At 67.2% G+C, this 18,150-nt stretch carries 13 protein-coding genes; 11 read left to right on the top strand and 2 right to left on the bottom strand.

All coding sequences use genetic code 11. From position 1 onward, the window contains the following. Positions 1-136 precede the first annotated feature (136 nt). The 8 genes from gap to AC5P5X_RS00700 all read left to right on the top strand — a co-directional run bounded on the left by gap (position 137) and on the right by AC5P5X_RS00700 (position 11,866). Complete coding sequence (gap, locus tag AC5P5X_RS00665) at positions 137-1,141, top strand: type I glyceraldehyde-3-phosphate dehydrogenase (RefSeq protein ID WP_005410838.1); 1,005 nt, start codon at positions 137-139, stop codon at positions 1,139-1,141. Between the two features lie 125 nt (positions 1,142-1,266). Beyond that, a complete protein-coding gene (locus AC5P5X_RS00670) occupies positions 1,267-3,930 on the top strand; it encodes a DUF2339 domain-containing protein (RefSeq protein ID WP_111189050.1) in 2,664 nt (887 codons plus the stop codon). After that, entirely contained in the window at positions 3,927-5,303 is a 1,377-nt protein-coding gene (locus AC5P5X_RS00675; protein ID WP_111189049.1) for a DUF3999 domain-containing protein, read from the top strand. The genes AC5P5X_RS00670 and AC5P5X_RS00675 overlap by 4 nt, the downstream gene beginning before the upstream one ends. Positions 5,304-5,881: 578 nt before the next feature. Beyond that, positions 5,882-7,057, top strand: coding sequence for a phosphoglycerate kinase (locus AC5P5X_RS00680; RefSeq protein WP_005410835.1), 1,176 nt, complete (start codon positions 5,882-5,884; stop codon positions 7,055-7,057). After that, entirely contained in the window at positions 7,054-7,707 is a 654-nt protein-coding gene (locus AC5P5X_RS00685; RefSeq protein WP_012481127.1) for an HAD hydrolase-like protein, read from the top strand. The genes AC5P5X_RS00680 and AC5P5X_RS00685 overlap by 4 nt, the downstream gene beginning before the upstream one ends. Positions 7,708-7,923: 216 nt before the next feature. Then, positions 7,924-9,390 (top strand): pyruvate kinase, encoded by a 1,467-nt coding sequence (gene pyk / locus AC5P5X_RS00690; protein WP_005410833.1) that lies wholly within the window; start codon positions 7,924-7,926, stop codon positions 9,388-9,390. A 196-nt stretch (positions 9,391-9,586) separates the two neighbouring features. Further along, positions 9,587-10,591, top strand: coding sequence for a class I fructose-bisphosphate aldolase (locus AC5P5X_RS00695; RefSeq protein WP_005410832.1), 1,005 nt, complete (start codon positions 9,587-9,589; stop codon positions 10,589-10,591). A gap of 129 nt (positions 10,592-10,720) precedes the next feature. Then, positions 10,721-11,866, top strand: coding sequence for a hypothetical protein (locus tag AC5P5X_RS00700; protein WP_005414328.1), 1,146 nt, complete (start codon positions 10,721-10,723; stop codon positions 11,864-11,866). Between the two features lie 92 nt (positions 11,867-11,958). Here the strand turns inward: AC5P5X_RS00700 and AC5P5X_RS00705 are convergent, their stop codons facing one another. Continuing rightward, positions 11,959-12,558 (bottom strand): O-acetyl-ADP-ribose deacetylase, encoded by a 600-nt coding sequence (locus AC5P5X_RS00705; protein WP_005410830.1) that lies wholly within the window; start codon positions 12,556-12,558, stop codon positions 11,959-11,961. Between the two features lie 268 nt (positions 12,559-12,826). Further along, on the bottom strand, positions 12,827-13,786 hold the full coding sequence (cysK, locus tag AC5P5X_RS00710) for a cysteine synthase A (protein ID WP_005410829.1): 960 nt from the start codon (positions 13,784-13,786) through the stop codon (positions 12,827-12,829). Positions 13,787-13,993: 207 nt separating this feature from the next. Here cysK and AC5P5X_RS00715 point away from each other — a divergent pair, with 207 nt between their 5' ends. The 3 genes from AC5P5X_RS00715 (at position 13,994) to AC5P5X_RS00725 (ending at position 18,150) form a co-directional block, all read left to right on the top strand. Beyond that, positions 13,994-14,977 carry a LysR family transcriptional regulator gene (locus AC5P5X_RS00715; RefSeq protein WP_005410828.1) on the top strand — a complete coding sequence of 328 codons (984 nt, stop codon included), beginning with the start codon at positions 13,994-13,996 and terminating at the stop codon, positions 14,975-14,977. A 600-nt stretch (positions 14,978-15,577) separates the two neighbouring features. Further along, on the top strand, positions 15,578-16,009 hold the full coding sequence (locus AC5P5X_RS00720; protein ID WP_111189395.1) for a DUF2946 domain-containing protein: 432 nt from the start codon (positions 15,578-15,580) through the stop codon (positions 16,007-16,009). 71 nt (positions 16,010-16,080) lie between these two features. Continuing rightward, the gene (locus tag AC5P5X_RS00725) at positions 16,081-18,150 is read left to right on the top strand and encodes a TonB-dependent copper receptor (RefSeq protein WP_111189394.1); all 2,070 of its coding nucleotides are present in this window, start codon (positions 16,081-16,083) and stop codon (positions 18,148-18,150) included.

The raw sequence follows: 18,150 nt of genomic DNA on the forward strand, positions 1-18,150 counted from the left end.
ACGCTTTGATCCGGATCAAATCCTGTCCGCCGGCCCTCTGGCCCGGGCGCTGGCCCACGGTGGCCAGCCCCGGTTTGCTAGACTTGTGGGCCCTATCCATCCCGCCGCACCCGTAGCGGCCGCAGGAGCTTGAGAAATGGCAATCAAGGTTGGTATCAACGGTTTCGGTCGCATCGGGCGTAACGTCCTGCGCTCGGCGGTGCTGAACTTCGGCGACGACATCGAAATCGTGGCCATCAACGATCTGCTGGAGCCGGACTACCTGGCGTACATGCTCAAGTACGACTCCGTGCACGGCCGCTTCAAGGCCGACGTGGCAGTGCAGGGCAACGACCTGCTGGTCAACGGCAAGAAGATCCGCCTGACCCAGGAACGCGACCCGGCCAACCTGAAGTGGGATGAAGTCGGTGCCGACGTGGTGCTGGAAGCCACCGGCCTGTTCCTGACCAAGGAAACCGCGCAGAAGCACATCGATGCCGGCGCCAGGAAGGTCATCATGTCGGCGCCGTCGAAGGACGACACGCCGATGTTCGTCTACGGCGTGAACGACAAGACCTACGCCGGCCAGGCGATCATTTCCAACGCCTCGTGCACCACCAACTGCCTGGCTCCGCTGGCCAAGGTCATCAATGACAAGTGGGGCATCAAGCGCGGCCTGATGACCACCGTGCATGCGGCCACCGCCACCCAGAAGACCGTCGATGGCCCGTCCAACAAGGACTGGCGCGGTGGCCGCGGCATCCTGGAAAACATCATTCCGTCGTCCACCGGTGCGGCCAAGGCCGTCGGCGTGGTCATTCCGGAACTGAACAAGAAGCTGACCGGCATGAGCTTCCGCGTCCCGACCTCGGACGTGTCGGTGGTCGACCTGACCGTCGAGCTGGAAAAGGAAGCCACCTACGCCGAGATCTGCGCCGAAGTGAAGGCACAGAGCGAAGGCCCGCTGAAGGGCATCCTGGGCTACACCGAAGACAAGGTGGTGGCCACCGATTTCCGCGGCGAGACCTGCACTTCGGTGTTCGATGCCGACGCCGGCATCGCCCTGGACGGCACCTTCGTCAAGCTGGTCACCTGGTACGACAACGAGTGGGGCTACTCGAACAAGTGCCTGGAAATGGCCAAGGTCATCGCCGCCAAGTAAGGCCGGCGAAGATCGCACACGGACCCCGGCCTGGCCGGGGTTCGTCGTTTATGGGGCCGGCCCTGTCGTAGCATGGGCCGGTCGACCGCTGCCGCTGGGGCGCGGGAACGCTATGGAAGCACGCGATGGAAGCACTGATTGCCTTGGTCGTACTGGTCCTGCTGGCCATCCCGCTGCTGCTGGTGGTGGCGCTGGTGATGATTGCCGGCCTGCGCCGCCGCGTCGCCGCGCTGGAAAGCGCCATGGCTGCCGCGCCGGTCGCCGCCATGCACGCGCCTGAACGGCCTGCGGCCCCCCCTCTGGCCAGTGCCGATCCACCGTTCCTGCGGCCGGTGGCGGCTGCTGCACCGCCTCCGCCTCCGCCTCAGCCAACGCCGGTGCGCGAAGCGGTGCCTGCGGCAACGGAGGCGCCGCGCCCGATCGCACCACCGCCGGTGCCACCCGCGCCGATGCAGCCACCGTTGCCTTCCGGCCCGGCGCTGCCGAACTTCATCGAGCGCGGCATTGGCGCGGTCAAGCGCTGGTTCACCGAGGGCAACGTGCCGGTGAAGATCGGCATGCTGGTGCTGCTGGCTGGTGTCGCTGCGCTGCTGAAGTACGTCAGCGACCAGGGCTGGCTGGTGCTGCCGATCGAGCTGCGCCTGGCCGGTGTCACCGTCGGTGCACTGGGCCTGCTGGCGTTCGGCTGGCACCAGCGCGAGCGCCGGCGCCTGTTTGCGCTGGCCTTGCAGGGTGGTGCCATCGGCGTGCTGCTGCTGACCATCTTCGCGGCCTTCAAGCGTTTCGAGCTGATTCCGCCGGGCTTCGCCTTCGTCAGCTCCATTGCACTGGTGGCCGCGCTGTGCGTGCTGGCGGTGGTGCAGAACTCGCGCACGCTGGCGGTGCTGGGCATCCTCGCCGGCTTCATGGCACCGCTGTGGCTGTCCACCGGCAGCGGCAACCACGTGGGGTTGTTCAGCTACTACGCCGTGCTCAACGCCGGCATCTTCGCCATTGCCTGGTTCCGACCGTGGCGCGCGCTGAACCTGCTGGGCTTCGCCTTCACCTTCGGTATCGGCACGTTCTGGGGCGTGCTGCAGTACGCGCCTGACAAGTTCAGCAGCACCGAGCCGTTCCTGCTGCTGTTCTTCGCCTTCTACCTGCTGATCCCGTTGCTCTACGCACGCCGGCAGCCCGCCGGGCAGCGTGACCTGGTCGATGGCAGCCTGGTGTTCGGTACGCCGTTGGTCGCGTTCTCGTTGCAGGCGGGGATGCTGTACCAGCAGCCGATGACGCTGGCGCTGTGCGCACTGGGCCTGGCCGCGATCTACGCGGCGCTGGCGTGGGCGTTGATCAGGCGCGCGTCGTACACCGTGCTGGCGCAGTCGCACGCGGTGCTGGCGGTGGGCTTTGCCACGCTGGCGGTGCCGCTGGCCTTGTCGGCGCGGGCCACCGGCGCGGTCTTCGCGCTGGAAGGCGCCGGACTGGCCTGGTTGGGCCTGCGCCAGAAGCGCTGGCTGCCGCAGGTGTCCGGCGCGCTGCTGCAGATGGGCGCTGCGTTCGCCTTCGTGGCCGGTGGCGATCACTGGCATGAGGACCTGCGCTTCCTGATCAATCCGACCGCCATCGGGGCGCTGCTGCTGGCCCTGGCCGGCTTCGCGTCGGCCTGGAGTTACCAGCGCAGGTCACGCCACGAGATCGCCCTGGTCTACTACCTGTGGGGCCTGCTGTGGTGGCTGGGCGGCATGGTGCATGAGATCACCCGCTTCTTCCCGTACCGCACCGAAGTGGACGCGTTGCTGGTGCTGGCCGCCGTCACTGCCTGGCTGGCCGCCGAAATGCAGCGCCGTCAGCCGGCACGCGCACTGGGCGTGACCGCGCTGGCCATGCTGGCGCTGGGCTTCCCGCTGGCGCTGATGCAGAGCGACGCGCACCATCAGCCGTTCGCCGGCTACGGTGCGCTGGCCTGGGCGGTGTTCGCGGTGATGGGCGTGCGCACGCTGCTTTGCCTGCGCCAGGGGGGCGACAGCGTGGCGCGCATCGCGCAGTTCCTGTGGTGGCTGTTGTGGCCGTCTCTGCTTTCGCTGCTGGCCCTGTGGGGCGGTGGCGAGGCCGGGCTGGCACAGGGCTGGACCACGTTGCTGGTGACGGTGCCGTGGCTGCTGATGGCGGCGCTGTCGCTGTGGCGCTGGAATGCGCTGCGCTGGCCGCTGGGTGCAGCGTTCGATCGCGTGCGCCAGCCGCTGCAGTGCGTGCTGTTCGGCCTGTTGTCGATCGGCTGGCTGTTCGGACAGCTGCTGCCGGGCGATGCTGCGCCGCTGCTCTGGCTGCCGGTATTGAATCCGGCCGAGCTCGGACAGTGGCTGAGCCTGTTGCTGCTTGCACGCTGGCTGTACAGCGATCAGGCGCCGAAGACCCTGTTGGGAATCCGCATGCCGCTGCTGTCACTGGCAACGTTCGTCGCGCTGACCAGCGTGGTGCTGCATGGCGTGCATCAGTGGGGCGGCCTGTCGTGGAGTGCGTCGATGATGCGTTCCAGCCTGGCGCAGACCAGCCTGACCGTGCTGTGGAGCGTGCTCGGCGTGATTGCCTGGGTGTGGGGATCGCGCCGTGGCCAGCGCGTGTTGTGGATGGTCGGTGCCGTGCTGATGGGCGTGGTGCTGGCCAAGCTGGTCATCGTCGATCGCCAGCACCTGGGCAACCTGCTGGGCATCGCATCGTTCATCGCCTACGGCCTGCTGTGCACGGTCGTGGGTTATCTGGCACCGGCACCGCCCAGCGCGGCGCCGTCCGTGGAGGAAAAACAATGAGGAAGTGGAGCAGGGCGCTGCTGCCGGCGATGTTCGGCATGCTGGCCGCCGTCGCGGTGCAGGCCGCCGACTACCGCACGCAGTACGCCGAGCAGTGGCCTTTGACGCTGTCCAGCGCACAGTCCGGTGCGTACAGGGTGGTTCTGGAGCCGGCGATCTATCGCCGTGCAGGTGCCGCAGACCTGGGTGACCTGCAGGTGTTCAACGCCGCTGGCCAATCGTTGCCATCGGCGCTGCTGGCGCCGGACCAGCCGCTGGCACAGCCGCCGGTGCAGCGTGAGCTGCCGTGGTTCGCGCTGCCGCCGCTGGCCGAAGCACAGCGCAACGATCTGCAGTTGCTGACCGAGCGCGATACCGATGGCCGTGTCCGTCGCGTCGAAGCACGCGTGAGCGGCGGTGCGGCAGCGAACGGGCAGGGTGGTTGGCTGATCGATGCCAGCGTGCTCGGCCAGCAACCGTTGGCGGCACTGGTGCTGGACTGGGCTGACAGCGGACAGCCGTTGCAGGCGCAGGTGCAGCTGGATGCCAGCGACGACCTGCAGCACTGGCGTCCGATCGGGCGTGACATCCCGCTGGTCGACCTGCAGCGTGCTGGCAAGCGCCTGCTGCAGCGCCGCCTGCAGGTGGACGGCGAGGCGCGCTATCTGCGCGTGCTGGCGCAGGGCGATGCGCGCCTGCCGACGCTGCGCAGCGTGCTGGCCGAGCTGCCGCCGGCGCCGGCCACGCTGCCGTGGGAGTGGCTGTCGCTGGAACCGACCTCGAAGGGCAAGGGTGAATACACCTTCGAACTCGACGGCCGTTTCCCGGTAGCGCGCGCGGATGTGGCCAGCACCGACAACAGCCTGGTGCAGTGGACGTTGTTCAGCCGCGATGACGAGAGTGCGGAATGGCAGCGCCGCAGTGCGCCATGGATTGCGTACCAACTGCAGCAGGGCGCGCAGGGCCAGCGCCAGCAATCAGCGGCCCAGCCGCTGGGGGGCGTGCATCGTGACCGCTACTGGAAGCTGGTGGCGAACCCGGCGGAAACTGCGACCGCACCGACCCTGCGCTTGGGCTACCAGCCGGAAGTACTGGTGTTCCTGAGCCAGGGGGCAGCACCGTATGCACTGGCAGTAGGCAGCGCGACCGCGCGCCGCATGGAAGCGCCGATCGGTGTGTTGATCGAGGAACTGCGGCAGCGCAATGATCCGTCGTGGCAGCCGACGCTCGCGCGCCTGGAGGGCAGCCCGGAGCCGCTGGCCGGTGACGCGGCGCTGAAGCCGCAGCACGATTGGAAGGCGTGGTTGCTGTGGGCGTTGCTGGGGCTGGGTGTGTTGATTGTTGGCGGCCTGGCGGTCAGCCTGCTTCGGCAGAAGCCGGCGCCTTCGGCGTAGGTTCCGGCGAACGGCGCAGCCCCTCGTGGGTGGTCATTCTTCGAGCAAAAGCCGCGCTTGGCCGGGCGGGTGGGTTGTCTGGGGGACGCCGTGAATACGTCCCTGTAGGCTCGGTCGCCGCATCCATGCGGCTCACGCCCCCAGCCAACCCACCCGCCCGGCCACGGACAGTTTCCGTGTGCGTCCACCCACGTAGAAAAAAAGAAAAGCAAAAGCGGGTCGCGCGCTTCGCGCACCCCTTCTTTCTTCAACCGACACCACACACTGCTCTTGCGTTTGCCATCCGCTCTACCTCATGAACCTGTCGAGGCCGGGGCGGTGTGGGTTGGCAGGGGTGTCAGCCGCATGGATGCGGCTGCCAAGCCTCCATGGACGGATTCACGGCGCCCCCTGCCAGCCCACACCGCCCCGGCCCACCCCCAGCATCATGAAGCGTCAGCGCTTTGGCAGTTGCTGTTGCCGTTGCTGTTGCTGTGCGCCTCTGCCTGCCGCAGGCATCGACCCTCCCACCACCCGCACCCGATACAATGGCCGCCTGCCGCATTCCGGCATCCCGTCCCCGAGCCAAAGAGTTGCCCATGTCCATCGTCCGCATGACCGACCTCGACCTCTCCGGCAAGCGCGTGCTGATCCGCCAGGATCTGAACGTGCCGATCGAGAATGGCCGCATCACTTCCGAACAGCGCATCACCGCTTCGCTGCCGACGCTCAAGCGCGCGCTGGAGCAGGGCGCGGCGGTGATGGTCACCTCGCACCTGGGGCGCCCGAAGGAAGGTGTGTGGAGCGAAGCCGATTCGCTGGCGCCGGTGGCCCAGCGCCTGTCCGAGCTGCTCGGTCGCGAGGTTCCGCTGGTGCGCGACTGGGTCGACGGTGTAGAGGTCCAGCCGGGCCAGCTGGTGCTGCTGGAAAACTGCCGCATGAACGTCGGCGAGGGCAAGGACGATGAAGCCCTGTCGAAGAAGTACGCCGCCCTGTGCGATGTGTTCGTGATGGACGCCTTCGGCACCGCGCACCGTGCGCAGGCCTCCACACACGGTGTCATCCGCTTCGCCCCGGTTGCTGCCGGTGGCCCGCTGCTGATGGCCGAACTGGACGCGCTGGCGCAGGCGCTGGATGCACCGGCCAAGCCGCTGCTGGCCATCGTCGCCGGCAGCAAGGTCAGCACCAAGCTGGAACTGCTGGCCAACCTGGTCGGCAAGGTCGACCAGCTGATCGTCGGTGGTGGCATCGCCAACACCTTCATCGCTGCCGCCGGTTACAACGTCGGCAAGTCGCTGTACGAGCCGGACCTGCTGGACACCGCGAAGAAGATCGTGGCCGATGCCAAGGCGCGCGGCGCCGACATCCCGCTGCCGGTGGACGTGGTGACCGCCAAGCAGTTCATGCCCGACGCGGTCGCCGAGGTGAAGGCGGTCGACGCCGTTGCCGAAGATGATCTGATCCTAGACATCGGCCCGCAGACCGCGGCGCAGTACGCGCAGCTGATCGAGAAGGCTGGCACCGTGGTCTGGAACGGCCCGGTCGGTGTGTTCGAGTTCGAAGCCTTCAGCAAGGGCACCGAAGCGCTGGCCCGCGCCATCGCCAGCTCCAAGGCGTTCTCCATCGCCGGTGGCGGCGACACCCTGGCGGCGGTCGACAAGTTCGATATCGCCCAGCAGGTCAGCTACATCTCTACCGGCGGCGGCGCGTTCCTGGAGTTCCTGGAAGGCAAGACCCTGCCGGCGGTGGCCGCACTCGACGCGCGCGGCGCATGAGTGCCGGGCACAGCAAGGATGTCCTGTTCTTCGACCTGGACGGCACGCTGATCGACTCGCAGGTGGGCATCACCGCCTGCATCGCCTATGCGCTGCAGAAGATGGACCATCCGGTGCCGCCGCAGGAGACGCTGCTGGGCTGGATCGGTCCTTCGCTGCGTACCACCTTCACGCCACTGTTCGTCGAACCAGCGCGGGTGGAGCAGGCGGTGGGCTATTACCGCGAGCGCTTCGACGCCGAAGGCTGGCGCGAACACACGGTGTACCCGCAGGTGGAAGACACCCTGCGCACGCTGCATGGCCGAGGCCACCGCCTGGCGGTGGTCACCGCCAAGAACGAGCCGCATGCGCGCCGCATCCTTGCGCACCTGCCGTTTGGCGGGCTGTTCGAGGAGATCGTCGGTTCGACCCTGGACGGCTCGCGCAGCCACAAGCCCGAGCTGGTCGGGGAGGCACTGCGCCGCCTGCAACTGCAGCCCGCACAGTGCTGGATGATCGGCGACCGCCGGATGGACATCGAGGGCGCACGCCACCACGGCCTGCGCAGCGTGGGTGTGCTGTGGGGCTTTGGCGGTGAGGCCGAACTGACCGAAGCCGGTGCGGGCCAGCTGGCTCGCGAGCCGGCACAGCTGACGACGCTGTTGGCCTAGCCGCCCCGCCTGGAGAGCTGGCCCCACGCTCGGCTGATTGCGGCCCACGGTGCAGCCGGGCATGGCCCGGCTCTACAGAACACCCTGCGCCAGCGTATGTCCGGGTGATGTCCGTTCCATGACCCGCGAAGTCAGGCAGCACAAGGCTGTAACCGTATACATGCGGCGTGAAGGATGTGCTAATTTCCGTTCTTTATCGGGAGAGGCCCATTCACCATGTTCGAGCGTCAGCGTCGCACCAAGATCCTTGCCACCCTCGGTCCGGCCACTGATCCGCCGGGCGTGCTGGAGGATCTGTTCCGCGCCGGCGTCAACGTGGTGCGCCTCAACTTCAGCCATGGTGACCCGTCCGGCCAGGCCAAGCGTGCCGCCGAAGTGCGTGCCGCCGCCGCCCGCGTCGGCGTGGAAGTGGGCATCCTGGCCGACCTGCCGGGCCCGAAGATCCGCATCGAGCGCTTCGCAGAAGGCAAGGTGCAGCTGAAGGCGGGCAACCGCTTCGACCTGATCGCCAGCACCAGTGCCGGCCCGGGTGATGCCACCCAGGTGGGTGTGAGCTACCTCGGCCTGCCGCAGGACGTGGGTCCGGGCGATGTACTGCTGCTCGACGACGGCCTGATGCAGCTGCAGGTGGTGGAGGTGCAGGGCGAACGCATCATCAATACCGTACTGAACGACGGTGTGCTGTCCGACCGCAAGGGCCTGAACAAGCAGGGCGGCGGCCTCTCGCTGGGCGCGCTGACCGAGCGCGACAAGGAACTGATCGGCATCGTCGCCAAGATCGGTGTCGACTTCATCGCTGTGTCGTTCTGCCGCAACGCGCAGGACATGAACGATGCGCGTGACATCGCCCGCTCGCATGGCTGTGATGCTGCACTGGTATCGAAGATCGAGCGCACCGAGGCCATCGAGAACCTGGAAGAAATCGTCGAGGCCAGCGACGTGGTGATGGTCGCCCGTGGCGACCTTGGCGTGGAGATCGGCGATGCCGAACTGCCGGGCCTGCAGAAGAAGATCATCAAGGCCTCGCTGGCACAGAACAAGGTGGTGATCACCGCCACGCAGATGCTGCAGTCGATGGTGGAAAGCCCGATTCCGACCCGTGCCGAAGTGCTGGACGTGGCCAACTCGGTCATCGACGGCACCGATGCGGTGATGCTGTCGGCCGAGACCGCTGCAGGTGCCTGGCCGGTCAAGGCGGTCGAAGCAATGGCGCGCATCTGCCTGGGGGCCGAGCGCCAGTTCCAGACCGAGACCGACTTCAACGCTTCGCCGCGCAACCTCGAGCGTGCCGACCAGGCCATTGCCATGGCCACCATGTTCCTGTCCCAGCACGTGGGCGTGCGCGCGATCGTGGCAATGACCGAGTCCGGTGGCACCGCGCGTTACCTGTCGCGTTTCCGCGCCAAGGCGCCGGTGTTCGCGGTGACCCGCCATGACGGCGCGCGCCGGCAGATGGCGCTGATGCGCGATGTGTTCCCGATCAACTTCGACAGCCGCGGCCTGACCCCGCGCGAAGCCGCGCGCGGCAGCATCCGCCTGCTGGTGGAAGCCGAACTGCTGCAGGCCGGCGACCGCGTCGTGTTCACCAGCGGCGAGCACATGGAAACCCACGGTGCCACCAATACCCTGCGCCTGCTGGAAGTGGGTGAAGACGGCCGCGCCATTGGGCTGGGCGATCTGTAAACCCAGTCGGTCTTGGGTCGGAGCCGCTGCGCGGATCCGACCCGGGGTCAGATCCCCAAAGAGGCTCTGACCCCATGCCGCAGGACATCCCTTGTCCTGCGCGGACATTGGAATCGTTTCCATCCTGGCCTCGACACCGGGGCAACGGGCAGCGGGGCTATACTTACGTTTTTCCCGCACCCGCCACAGGAAATACATGAGCATCGAACAGCTGGCCGAAACCGCCCAGGCCATGGTCGCCCCGGGCAAGGGCATCATCGCGATCGACGAATCCACCGCTACCATCGCCAAGCGTTTCGCCGGCGTCGGTATCGAGAACACCGAGGAGAACCGTCGTGCCTACCGCGAGCTGCTGCTGACCACGCCGAAGCTCAACGAGCACATTTCCGGCGCCATCCTGTACGACGAAACCATCCGCCAGTCGACCAGGGACGGCGTGCCGTTCGCCAAGTACATGGCCGACCACGGCATGATTCCGGGCATCAAGGTGGACAAGGGTGCGCACCCGCTGGCCGGCTGCCCGGGCGAGCTGGTCACCGAAGGCCTGGACGGCCTGCGCGAGCGCCTGCAGGAGTACTACAAGCTGGGTGCGCGCTTCGCCAAGTGGCGTGCGGTCATCAACATCGGCGAGAGCATTCCGTCGGGCACCTGCATCGAGTCCAACGCCCATGCGCTGGCCCGTTATGCGGCCCTGTGCCAGGAATGCGGCCTGGTGCCGATGGTCGAGCCGGAAGTGATCATGGACGGCGACCACGACATCGAGACCTGCTACGAAGTCACCGAAGCCACCCTGCGTTCGCTGTTCGACGCGCTGTACCAGCAGAACGTGCTGCTGGAAGGCACCATCCTGAAGGCGTCCATGGTCATCTCCGGCAAGAACTGCGATGAGCAGGCCGACGTCGAGGAAGTGGCCGAGTCGACCGTGATGTGCCTGAAGAGCACCGTGCCGGCCATCCTGCCGGGCGTGGTGTTCCTGTCCGGTGGCCAGAGCGACGAGCAGTCCACCGAGCACCTGAACGCGATGAACCAGCTGGGCAACCTGCCGTGGCCGCTGAGCTTCTCCTACGGTCGCGCCATGCAGCAGGCCGCGCTGAAGCTGTGGGCCAAGGACATGAAGGGCAACTACGCAGCCGCCCAGAAGACCGTGTACGAGCGTGCCAAGGACAATGGCCTGGCTGCGCTGGGCAAGTGGAACGGTTGATCCGTCCCATCGCTGGATGAACAAGGCAGCGCCGGCATCACGCCGGCGTTTGCTTTTGCGGGTATCTTTTCCGCCCCCGCGTGCCCGGTCGGTACGCGGGAACCACATGGAAGGCCAAGGAGAAACAACATGCGTTTGGCAGCAATCACACTGGCCGTAGCCACGGTCCTGGTCGCCGGCGGGTGCAACCGCATCGGCGGCGGCGCAGAGGCGGGCAAGGCCGCGTCGCTCGATTTCGACAAGCCGGTGTCCGGCGAGATCACCTCGCGCAGCGGCATCAACTTCAATGATGGCAGCCATCACCAGCTCTACCAGATCAAGCTGGAAGACAAGGATCTGGTCGGCCTGAAGCTCACTGGTGCCCTCAGCGGCTCGATCGCCGTGTTCAACAACGGCAGTCTTGTTTCCACCAGCAACACCGGTTACGAACGCGAAGGCGACGTCTCGCTGGCGTTCCGTGCCAATGGCGGCGGCACCTACCAGGTGGCGGTCAATGCCGATGGCCCGACCGCCTTTGGTCCGTATCGCCTGCGAGCCGAGAAGCTGAAACCTTACGACGGCAAGCCGTTGGCGGGCAGTGGCGAAATCGTGGACATGCTGGCCAGTGACTCGCAGGACTACACCCTGCAGGTGGACAAGGCCGGCCTGTACGAAATCCGCCTGGTGTCGGATGTCTTCGATCCGGTGCTGAAGCTGTCGGGCCAGGGCGTTGAAGCCGAAAACGACGATGGCAACGACAGCACCAACTCGCGGCTGACCCTGTCGCTGAAGCCGGGCAAGTACACCCTGACCGCGCGCGGCCTCGGCAGCGGTGTCAATGGCATGTTCACCCTGTCTGCCTCCCGCATCGAACTGCCGGGGAATCTGGTCGAGCGCGATGGCACCGCCCTGCCGAAGTCGGGCAGCGTGTACACCATGCTGGACAACGAAGGCCGTCGCCGCTTCCTGCTGACCCTGGACCGGCCGGCCGACGTGCGCCTGGATGCGATTTCCAGCCAGGTCGATACCGTGCTGCGCGTGGTCGGTGGCGATGTCGAGCTGACCGACGACGACGGTGGCAACGGTACCAACTCGCGCCTGGAAGAGACTCTGCCGGCCGGTCATTACACCGTCGACGTGTCCAGCCTGAACAATGGCGCAGGCATGGTCGAGGTGCGCGTGCAGGTGGAAGGGGCCAGCGCCGATGGCGCTGCCGCCTCGGCTGCACGTGCCGCTGCCGACGCTGCAGCCGCCGTGGCCGATGACGCCGCTGCGGTGGAAGCTGCCAGTCGTTGAGCGTGATCCACGCCATGCGTGGATGACATCAATGGTGCAACTGAGAAGGCCGGGCAATGCCCGGCCTTTTCCTTTTCGCGCTGCATCGCGATTCAATGCGCGGCGGCAAAACCCGCGTCACCCAGGGGCGGCAGCATCGACCCGCGCGGTTCGCTGTCGGCGCTTTGCCCGGCGGCACTCAACGCCTGCTGGTAGGCCTTGGCCGTAGCGGTATTGAACGCCACCAGCACGATGCGCATCGGTTGCGCATGGCTGCGCTGCCAGGCCAGTGTTTCGGTCACTGCGATCTGCGCGGCCTGGTACAGCGGATAGCCGTATACGCCGCAGCTGATGGCTGGGAATGCGATCGACTGCACGCCCAGCGATTCGGCCAGCTGCAGCGACTTCCAGTAGCAGTTGGCGAGCAACGCCGGTTCATCGCGCTGGCCGTCGTGCCAGACCGGGCCCACCGTGTGCAGTACGTAGCGTGCAGGCAAAGCGTAAGCACTGGTGGCGCGCACTTCGCCGGTCGGGCAACGTACGCCCGGGCGCAGCTCCGGCAGCTGCTCGCATTCGGCCAGCAACGCGGGCCCGGCCGCACGATGGATCGCGCCGTCGACACCGCCACCACCGAGCAGCGTTTCATTGGCCGCGTTGACGATCGCATCCACCGCCAGGGTCGTGATGTCGCCCTGCCAAACTTCGATCTTCATGCGTCCGTCTCCTGCCTGTGAGGTGATCCGCGCAGCATCTGCGCCGGCTGTTCCCACGGTAGGGGACAGGGCATCGATACTGCGTCATGACCGTCTCACGCGCTGCGATCCGACGGCCTTCACGCACGATGGCGGGCGACGCCTTCATGCAGGCTGAAGCAGAAGGGGGTCGGAGCCCTTTCCCTGCGGAAAAGGGATCCGCCCCCGGGCATGTAACAGGATGGGGTCGGATCCTTTTCCGGATGGAAGAGGCTCTGACCCCCGGGTGTCACGGCAGGCCGGCCAGCCAGTCGTCGTCAGAACCCTCGTTCACATCGGCAAACAGCGGCGTGGAGAAGTAGCGTTCACCGGTGTCCGGCAGCATCGCCAGGATCACTGAACCCGGTTCGGCACGTGCGGCCACGTCCAGTGCGCTGGCCACGGTAGCGCCGGCGGAGATGCCGACGAAGATGCCTTCCTCGGCGGCCAGTCGGCGCGCGGTGGCGATCGCGCGGTCATCTTCCACCGTCAGCAGTTCATCCACCACATCACGGTTGAGCACGTCGGGCACGAAGTCCGGGGTCCAGCCCTGGATCTTGTGCGGCTTCCAGTCATCGCCCTTCAGCAGTGCGGCGCCGGCTGGCTCGGTGGCGATGATGCGGGTCTGCGGACGCGCGACCTTCAGCACTTCGCCCACGCCGGTGAGCGTGCCGCCCGTGCCCCAGCCGCTGACGAAGTAGTCCAGCCGCTTGCCGGCGAAGTCGCGCAGGATCTCGGCGGCGGTGGTGTTGCGGTGATACGCCGGATTGGCCGGGTTGGCGAACTGGCTGGCCAGGAACCAGCCGTGCTGCTCGGCTAGTTCGCGCGCCTTGCGCACCATGCCGCTGCCGCGTTCGGCGGCCGGGGTCAGGATCACCTTGGCGCCATAGGCGCGCATCAGCTTGCGGCGCTCCACCGAGAAGGTCTCGACCATGGTCGCCACGAACTTGTAGCCGCGCGCGGCGGCGACCATCGCCAGCGCCACGCCGGTGTTGCCAGAAGTGGCTTCGACGATGGTGTCGCCCGGCTTGAGCAGGCCACGCGCTTCGGCGTCGAGGATGATCGCCAGCGCCAGGCGGTCCTTGACCGAGCCGCCCGGGTTGAACGACTCGACCTTGGCGTAGACGCTGACCTGCGGCGGCGCCAGGCGCTGCAGCTTGACGATGGGGGTATTGCCGACGGTGTCGAGGATGGAGTCGTACAGGGCCATGGAAGCGCTCCGGAAACAGGGCCGCGCCGGACGCCGGCGGGCAGAAGGGGAGGGCTGGCTGTTCAGGCCAGCGGCTGCCGGCTGACCGTAGCGCCGGCATATGACGCCCGGAAATGACCAGATACCTTTCTTAAACAACCTTTGGTTATAAGCTGGTGACGGCAATTGACCCTAGAGTGGACCTCCGCCCCACGCCGCCCGCCTCCCATGACGCTGACCCAGCTGCGCTACCTGGTCGCCATCGCCGACGCCGAGCTGAACATCACGCTGGCCGCCTCGCGCGTGCACGCCACCCAGCCCGGCCTGTCCAAGCAGCTCAAGCAGCTGGAAGACGAGCTCGGCTTCCTGTTGTTCGTGCGCAAGGGCCGCAGCCTGGAGTCGGTCACCCCGGCCGGCACCGAGGTCATCGCCCGCGCCCGCGCGGTGCTGGCCGAGGCCAACAACATCCGCACCTACGCGGCCAACCAGCGCCGCGAGAGCCAGGGCCAGCTGATCCTGACCACCACCCACACCCAGGCGCGCTTCGTCCTGCCGCCGGCGGTGGCAGCGATCAAGCAGGCCTATCCCCAGGTGAGCGTGCACCTGCAGCAGGCCGGTGAAACCGACGCGCTGGACCGCTTGAATCAGGGTGACGCGGATATCGCGATCATCAGCACCGCCGGCAGTGAGCCCACCGATGGCATCGCGGTGCCGCTGTTCCGCTGGCGACGCCTGGTGGTGGTACCCAAGGGGCACCCGCTGGACCGCGCCGGCCGCGCACCGGACCTGGCCGCGTTGGCCCGGCAGCCGCTGATCAGCTACGAATCCTCAACCCGCCCGAATTCCTCGTTGCAGCGCGCCTTCGCTGCCAACGGCCTGGCGCCGGACCTGGCGCTGACCGCGCTCGATGCGGACCTGATCAAGACCTATGTGCGTACCGGGCTGGGCGTAGGCCTGCTGGCGGAGATGGCGGTCAGTTCCAGCGACGAAGACCTGCGCTCGTGGCCGGCGCCAGACCCGATCAGCGAGTGCATTGCCTGGGCGGTGTTGCCGCGCGACCGGGTGCTGCGCGATTACGCGCTGGAGCTGGTGCACGTGCTGGCACCGCAGATTGATCCGCGCGATCTGCGCAGGGTGCTGGATGGCAACCAGGCCGCCGCGTGGCCGGTGCCCCCGACGTGGGAGTCACTGACCCAGACCATCACGGTGTGAGGGGGGGGGCGAGCAGGGCTTGCAGCCCTGCACCCGCCGAATCAATGGCAACAGCCGAAGCAACAGCTGGCTTCCGTGGGGGGGCGGGGCGGTGTGGGCAGGCAGGACACGCCGTAAACCCATCCCTGGGGGCTCGATGGCGCCATCCATGGCGCCAACGGTCCTGCCTGCCCACACCGCCCCACCTCTGACAGATTCCGGCGGCTGTTGGTAGGTGTCGACCTTGGTCGACACGATAGATCCACGCCATGCGTGGATGCTTTTCGATTCCAGTTCGAAATATTCGATTCCGATGGAGATTCATCCACGCATGGCGTGGATCTACTGCAGATCGCAGAGATCTGTCGAAGGCGGGGTGGGTCCGGTTGCGGGGGCGTGAGCCGCATGGATGCGGCGACCGAGCTTACATGGACGTACTTGCAGCGCCCCCCGCAACCGGACCCACCCCGCCTAACTCACAGGAAGCCAGCTTTTGATGTTGCTTCGGCTCTTGCTGTTGCTCCAGCTCGCAGCGGGTGCAGGGCGCAGCCCTGCCGATAAACCCCCTCCTGCGACGGTTCGTCGCACGGGTAACCCTGGACCCGCCTCTACACTAGCGGGGTGACCCGCCTGTCCCGCCCGCAGCGTCTTCTGCTCCAGCTCGCCATCCTGGCGACGCTGCTGATGGTGCTTGCGCCGCTGGTCAGCCGCGCGCTGCAGGCACAGCCGATGGAGCACGCCGCGATGGCGGGCATGGACCATGCCGCGATGGGCCATGACATGCACGCCATGGCCATGGCCGGGCACGATCAGCACGGCGCCGCGCCGGCAGTGCCCCGCCCCGCGGCCGATCCCCACGCCATGCATGGCGAAGCCTGCGAATACTGTGTACTGGCCATGCGCCTGCTGCCATGGCTGGCGGTGCTGGTGCTGCTGTTGCCGTTGCTGTGGCGGCCGCGCCTGGTGTTCCCGTGGTCGCAACAGGTGCTGCCCGTACCGCACTGGCCCGCACATGCCGCACGTGGGCCACCGCGCGTCTCCATCGTCCGCTGATATCCCCGTGAATCTGCCGCACGACGCCTGACCGGGCGCCGTGCGCGCGTGCGTACCTTGGAGCTGTTCCGATGAAAATGACTTCCCGCCCCGCGGGCGCCTGCGCGCGCCTGCCGGTTGCCCTTGGCCTGGCCGTGACCACGTCACTGGCCTACGCTGCGCCTGCCGAAGAGGCGCGTACCCTCGATACGATGGTGGTCACCGCCGCCGCACCGTCCTCGCCGTTGCACTGGGTGACCGACCCACGCCTGCCGCGGCAGCCGGTGCCGGCCAGTGATGGTGCCGATTACCTGAAAACCGTTCCCGGATTCTCTGCCATCCGCAACGGCGGCACCAACGGCGACCCGGTGCTGCGCGGCATGTTCGGTTCGCGCCTGAACATCCTCAGCAACGACGGCAACCTGATCGGTGCCTGCCCGTCGCGCATGGACAATCCGCTGTCCTACATCGCGCCGGAAAGCTTCGACCGGTTGACCATCATCAAGGGCCCGCAGAGCGTGCGCTGGGGCGCAGGTGCCTCGGCCGGTACCGTGCGCTTCGAGCGCGACACGCCGCGCTTCGATGAACCCGGCCTGCGTGCCGATGCCAGTGCGCTGGTCGGTTCGCGCAACCGCAATGACCAGGTGCTGGACCTGACCCTGGGCAATCCAACCGGCTATGTACGCGCCAGCGGCAACCGCTCCGAGGCCGATGACTACAAGGACGGCCACGGTGACGTGGTGCCGTCGAAGTGGCGCAAGTGGAACGGTGACGTGGCCATCGGCTGGACGCCGGATGCCGACACGCTGCTGGAGATTTCCGCCGGTGCCGGCGATGCCATCGCGCGTTACGCCGGGCGCGGCATGGACGGTGCCGCGTTCGAACGCACCAGCTATGCCGCGCGCTTCGAAAAACGAAACCTGCCCGGTGCGTGGGACACGTTGCAGGCCAACGTGTACTACAACGAAGCCGACCATGTGATGGACAACTACACGCTGCGCACGCCGAATCCCAACAGCATGATGCCGATGCCGATGCCGATGGCGTCGAACGTGGACCGCCGTACCCAGGGCGGCCGGGTCAGTTCCGAGTGGCACTGGCAGGACGTGCAACTGGTGGCGGGTGTGGACGGCGAAGACAGCCGCCATCGTGGCCGCATGGGCATGGGCCGCAACACCTACCGCCAGGCCGCCTGGGAGACCGATGCCAAGTTCCGCCGCTACGGCGTGTTCACCGAGTTGACCCTCGGCGCCGGCACCGACCAGCGGTGGATCAGTGGCCTGCGCATCGACCGCGCCAGCGTCCGCGATGAGCGGCAATCGATCCGCGGAATGATGGGGAACAGGCCCAATCCGACTGCGGGCCAGCGCCGCAAGGAATGGCTCGGCAGTGGTTTCCTGCGTTACGAGCAGGACCTGGCCGACGGCCTGACCTGGTACGCCGGGCTCGGCCACAGTGAACGCATGCCCGACTACTGGGAGCTGTTCTCGCCCAACCATGGCCCGGCCGGCGCAGTGAACGCGTTCACCGGCGTGCAGCCCGAACGCACCACCCAGCTCGACGTCGGCCTGCAGTACAAGGGACCGCGCGTGCAGGCGTGGGTTTCGGCGTACGCCGGGCAGATCCAGGACTACATCCTGTTCACGTACCACGGCAGCGGCATGATGGGCATGAGCCAGGCCCGCAATGTCGACGCGCGCATCGCCGGTGCCGAGGCGGGCCTGGAAGTGAGCCTGGCCGGGCAGTGGAAGCTGGGCGGCACGCTGGCCTATGCCTGGGGCGAGAACCGCGACCAGCAGCGTCCGCTGCCGCAGATGCCACCACTGGAAGCACGCCTGAGCGCGAACTGGGAAGGCCAGCGCTGGAGTGCCGGGGCACTGCTGCGTGCGGTGACCCACCAGCACCGCGTGGCCGAGGGCCAGGGCAACGTGGTCGCACAGGACCTCGGGCCGAGTGCAGGTTTCGCCACGTTCGCGCTCAACGCCGCGTACCGTTTCAGTTCGCAGCTGCAGCTCAGCGCGGGCGTCGACAACCTGTTCGACCGCGCCTACAGCGAGCACCTGAACCTGGCCGGCAGTGCCGACTTCGGCTTCCCGGCCGACCCGGTGCGCATCAACGAGCCCGGGCGCAGCCTGTGGATGAAGGTGAACTACCGGTACTGA

Source organism: Stenotrophomonas sp. YJH_SMC_91, assembly GCF_059368495.1.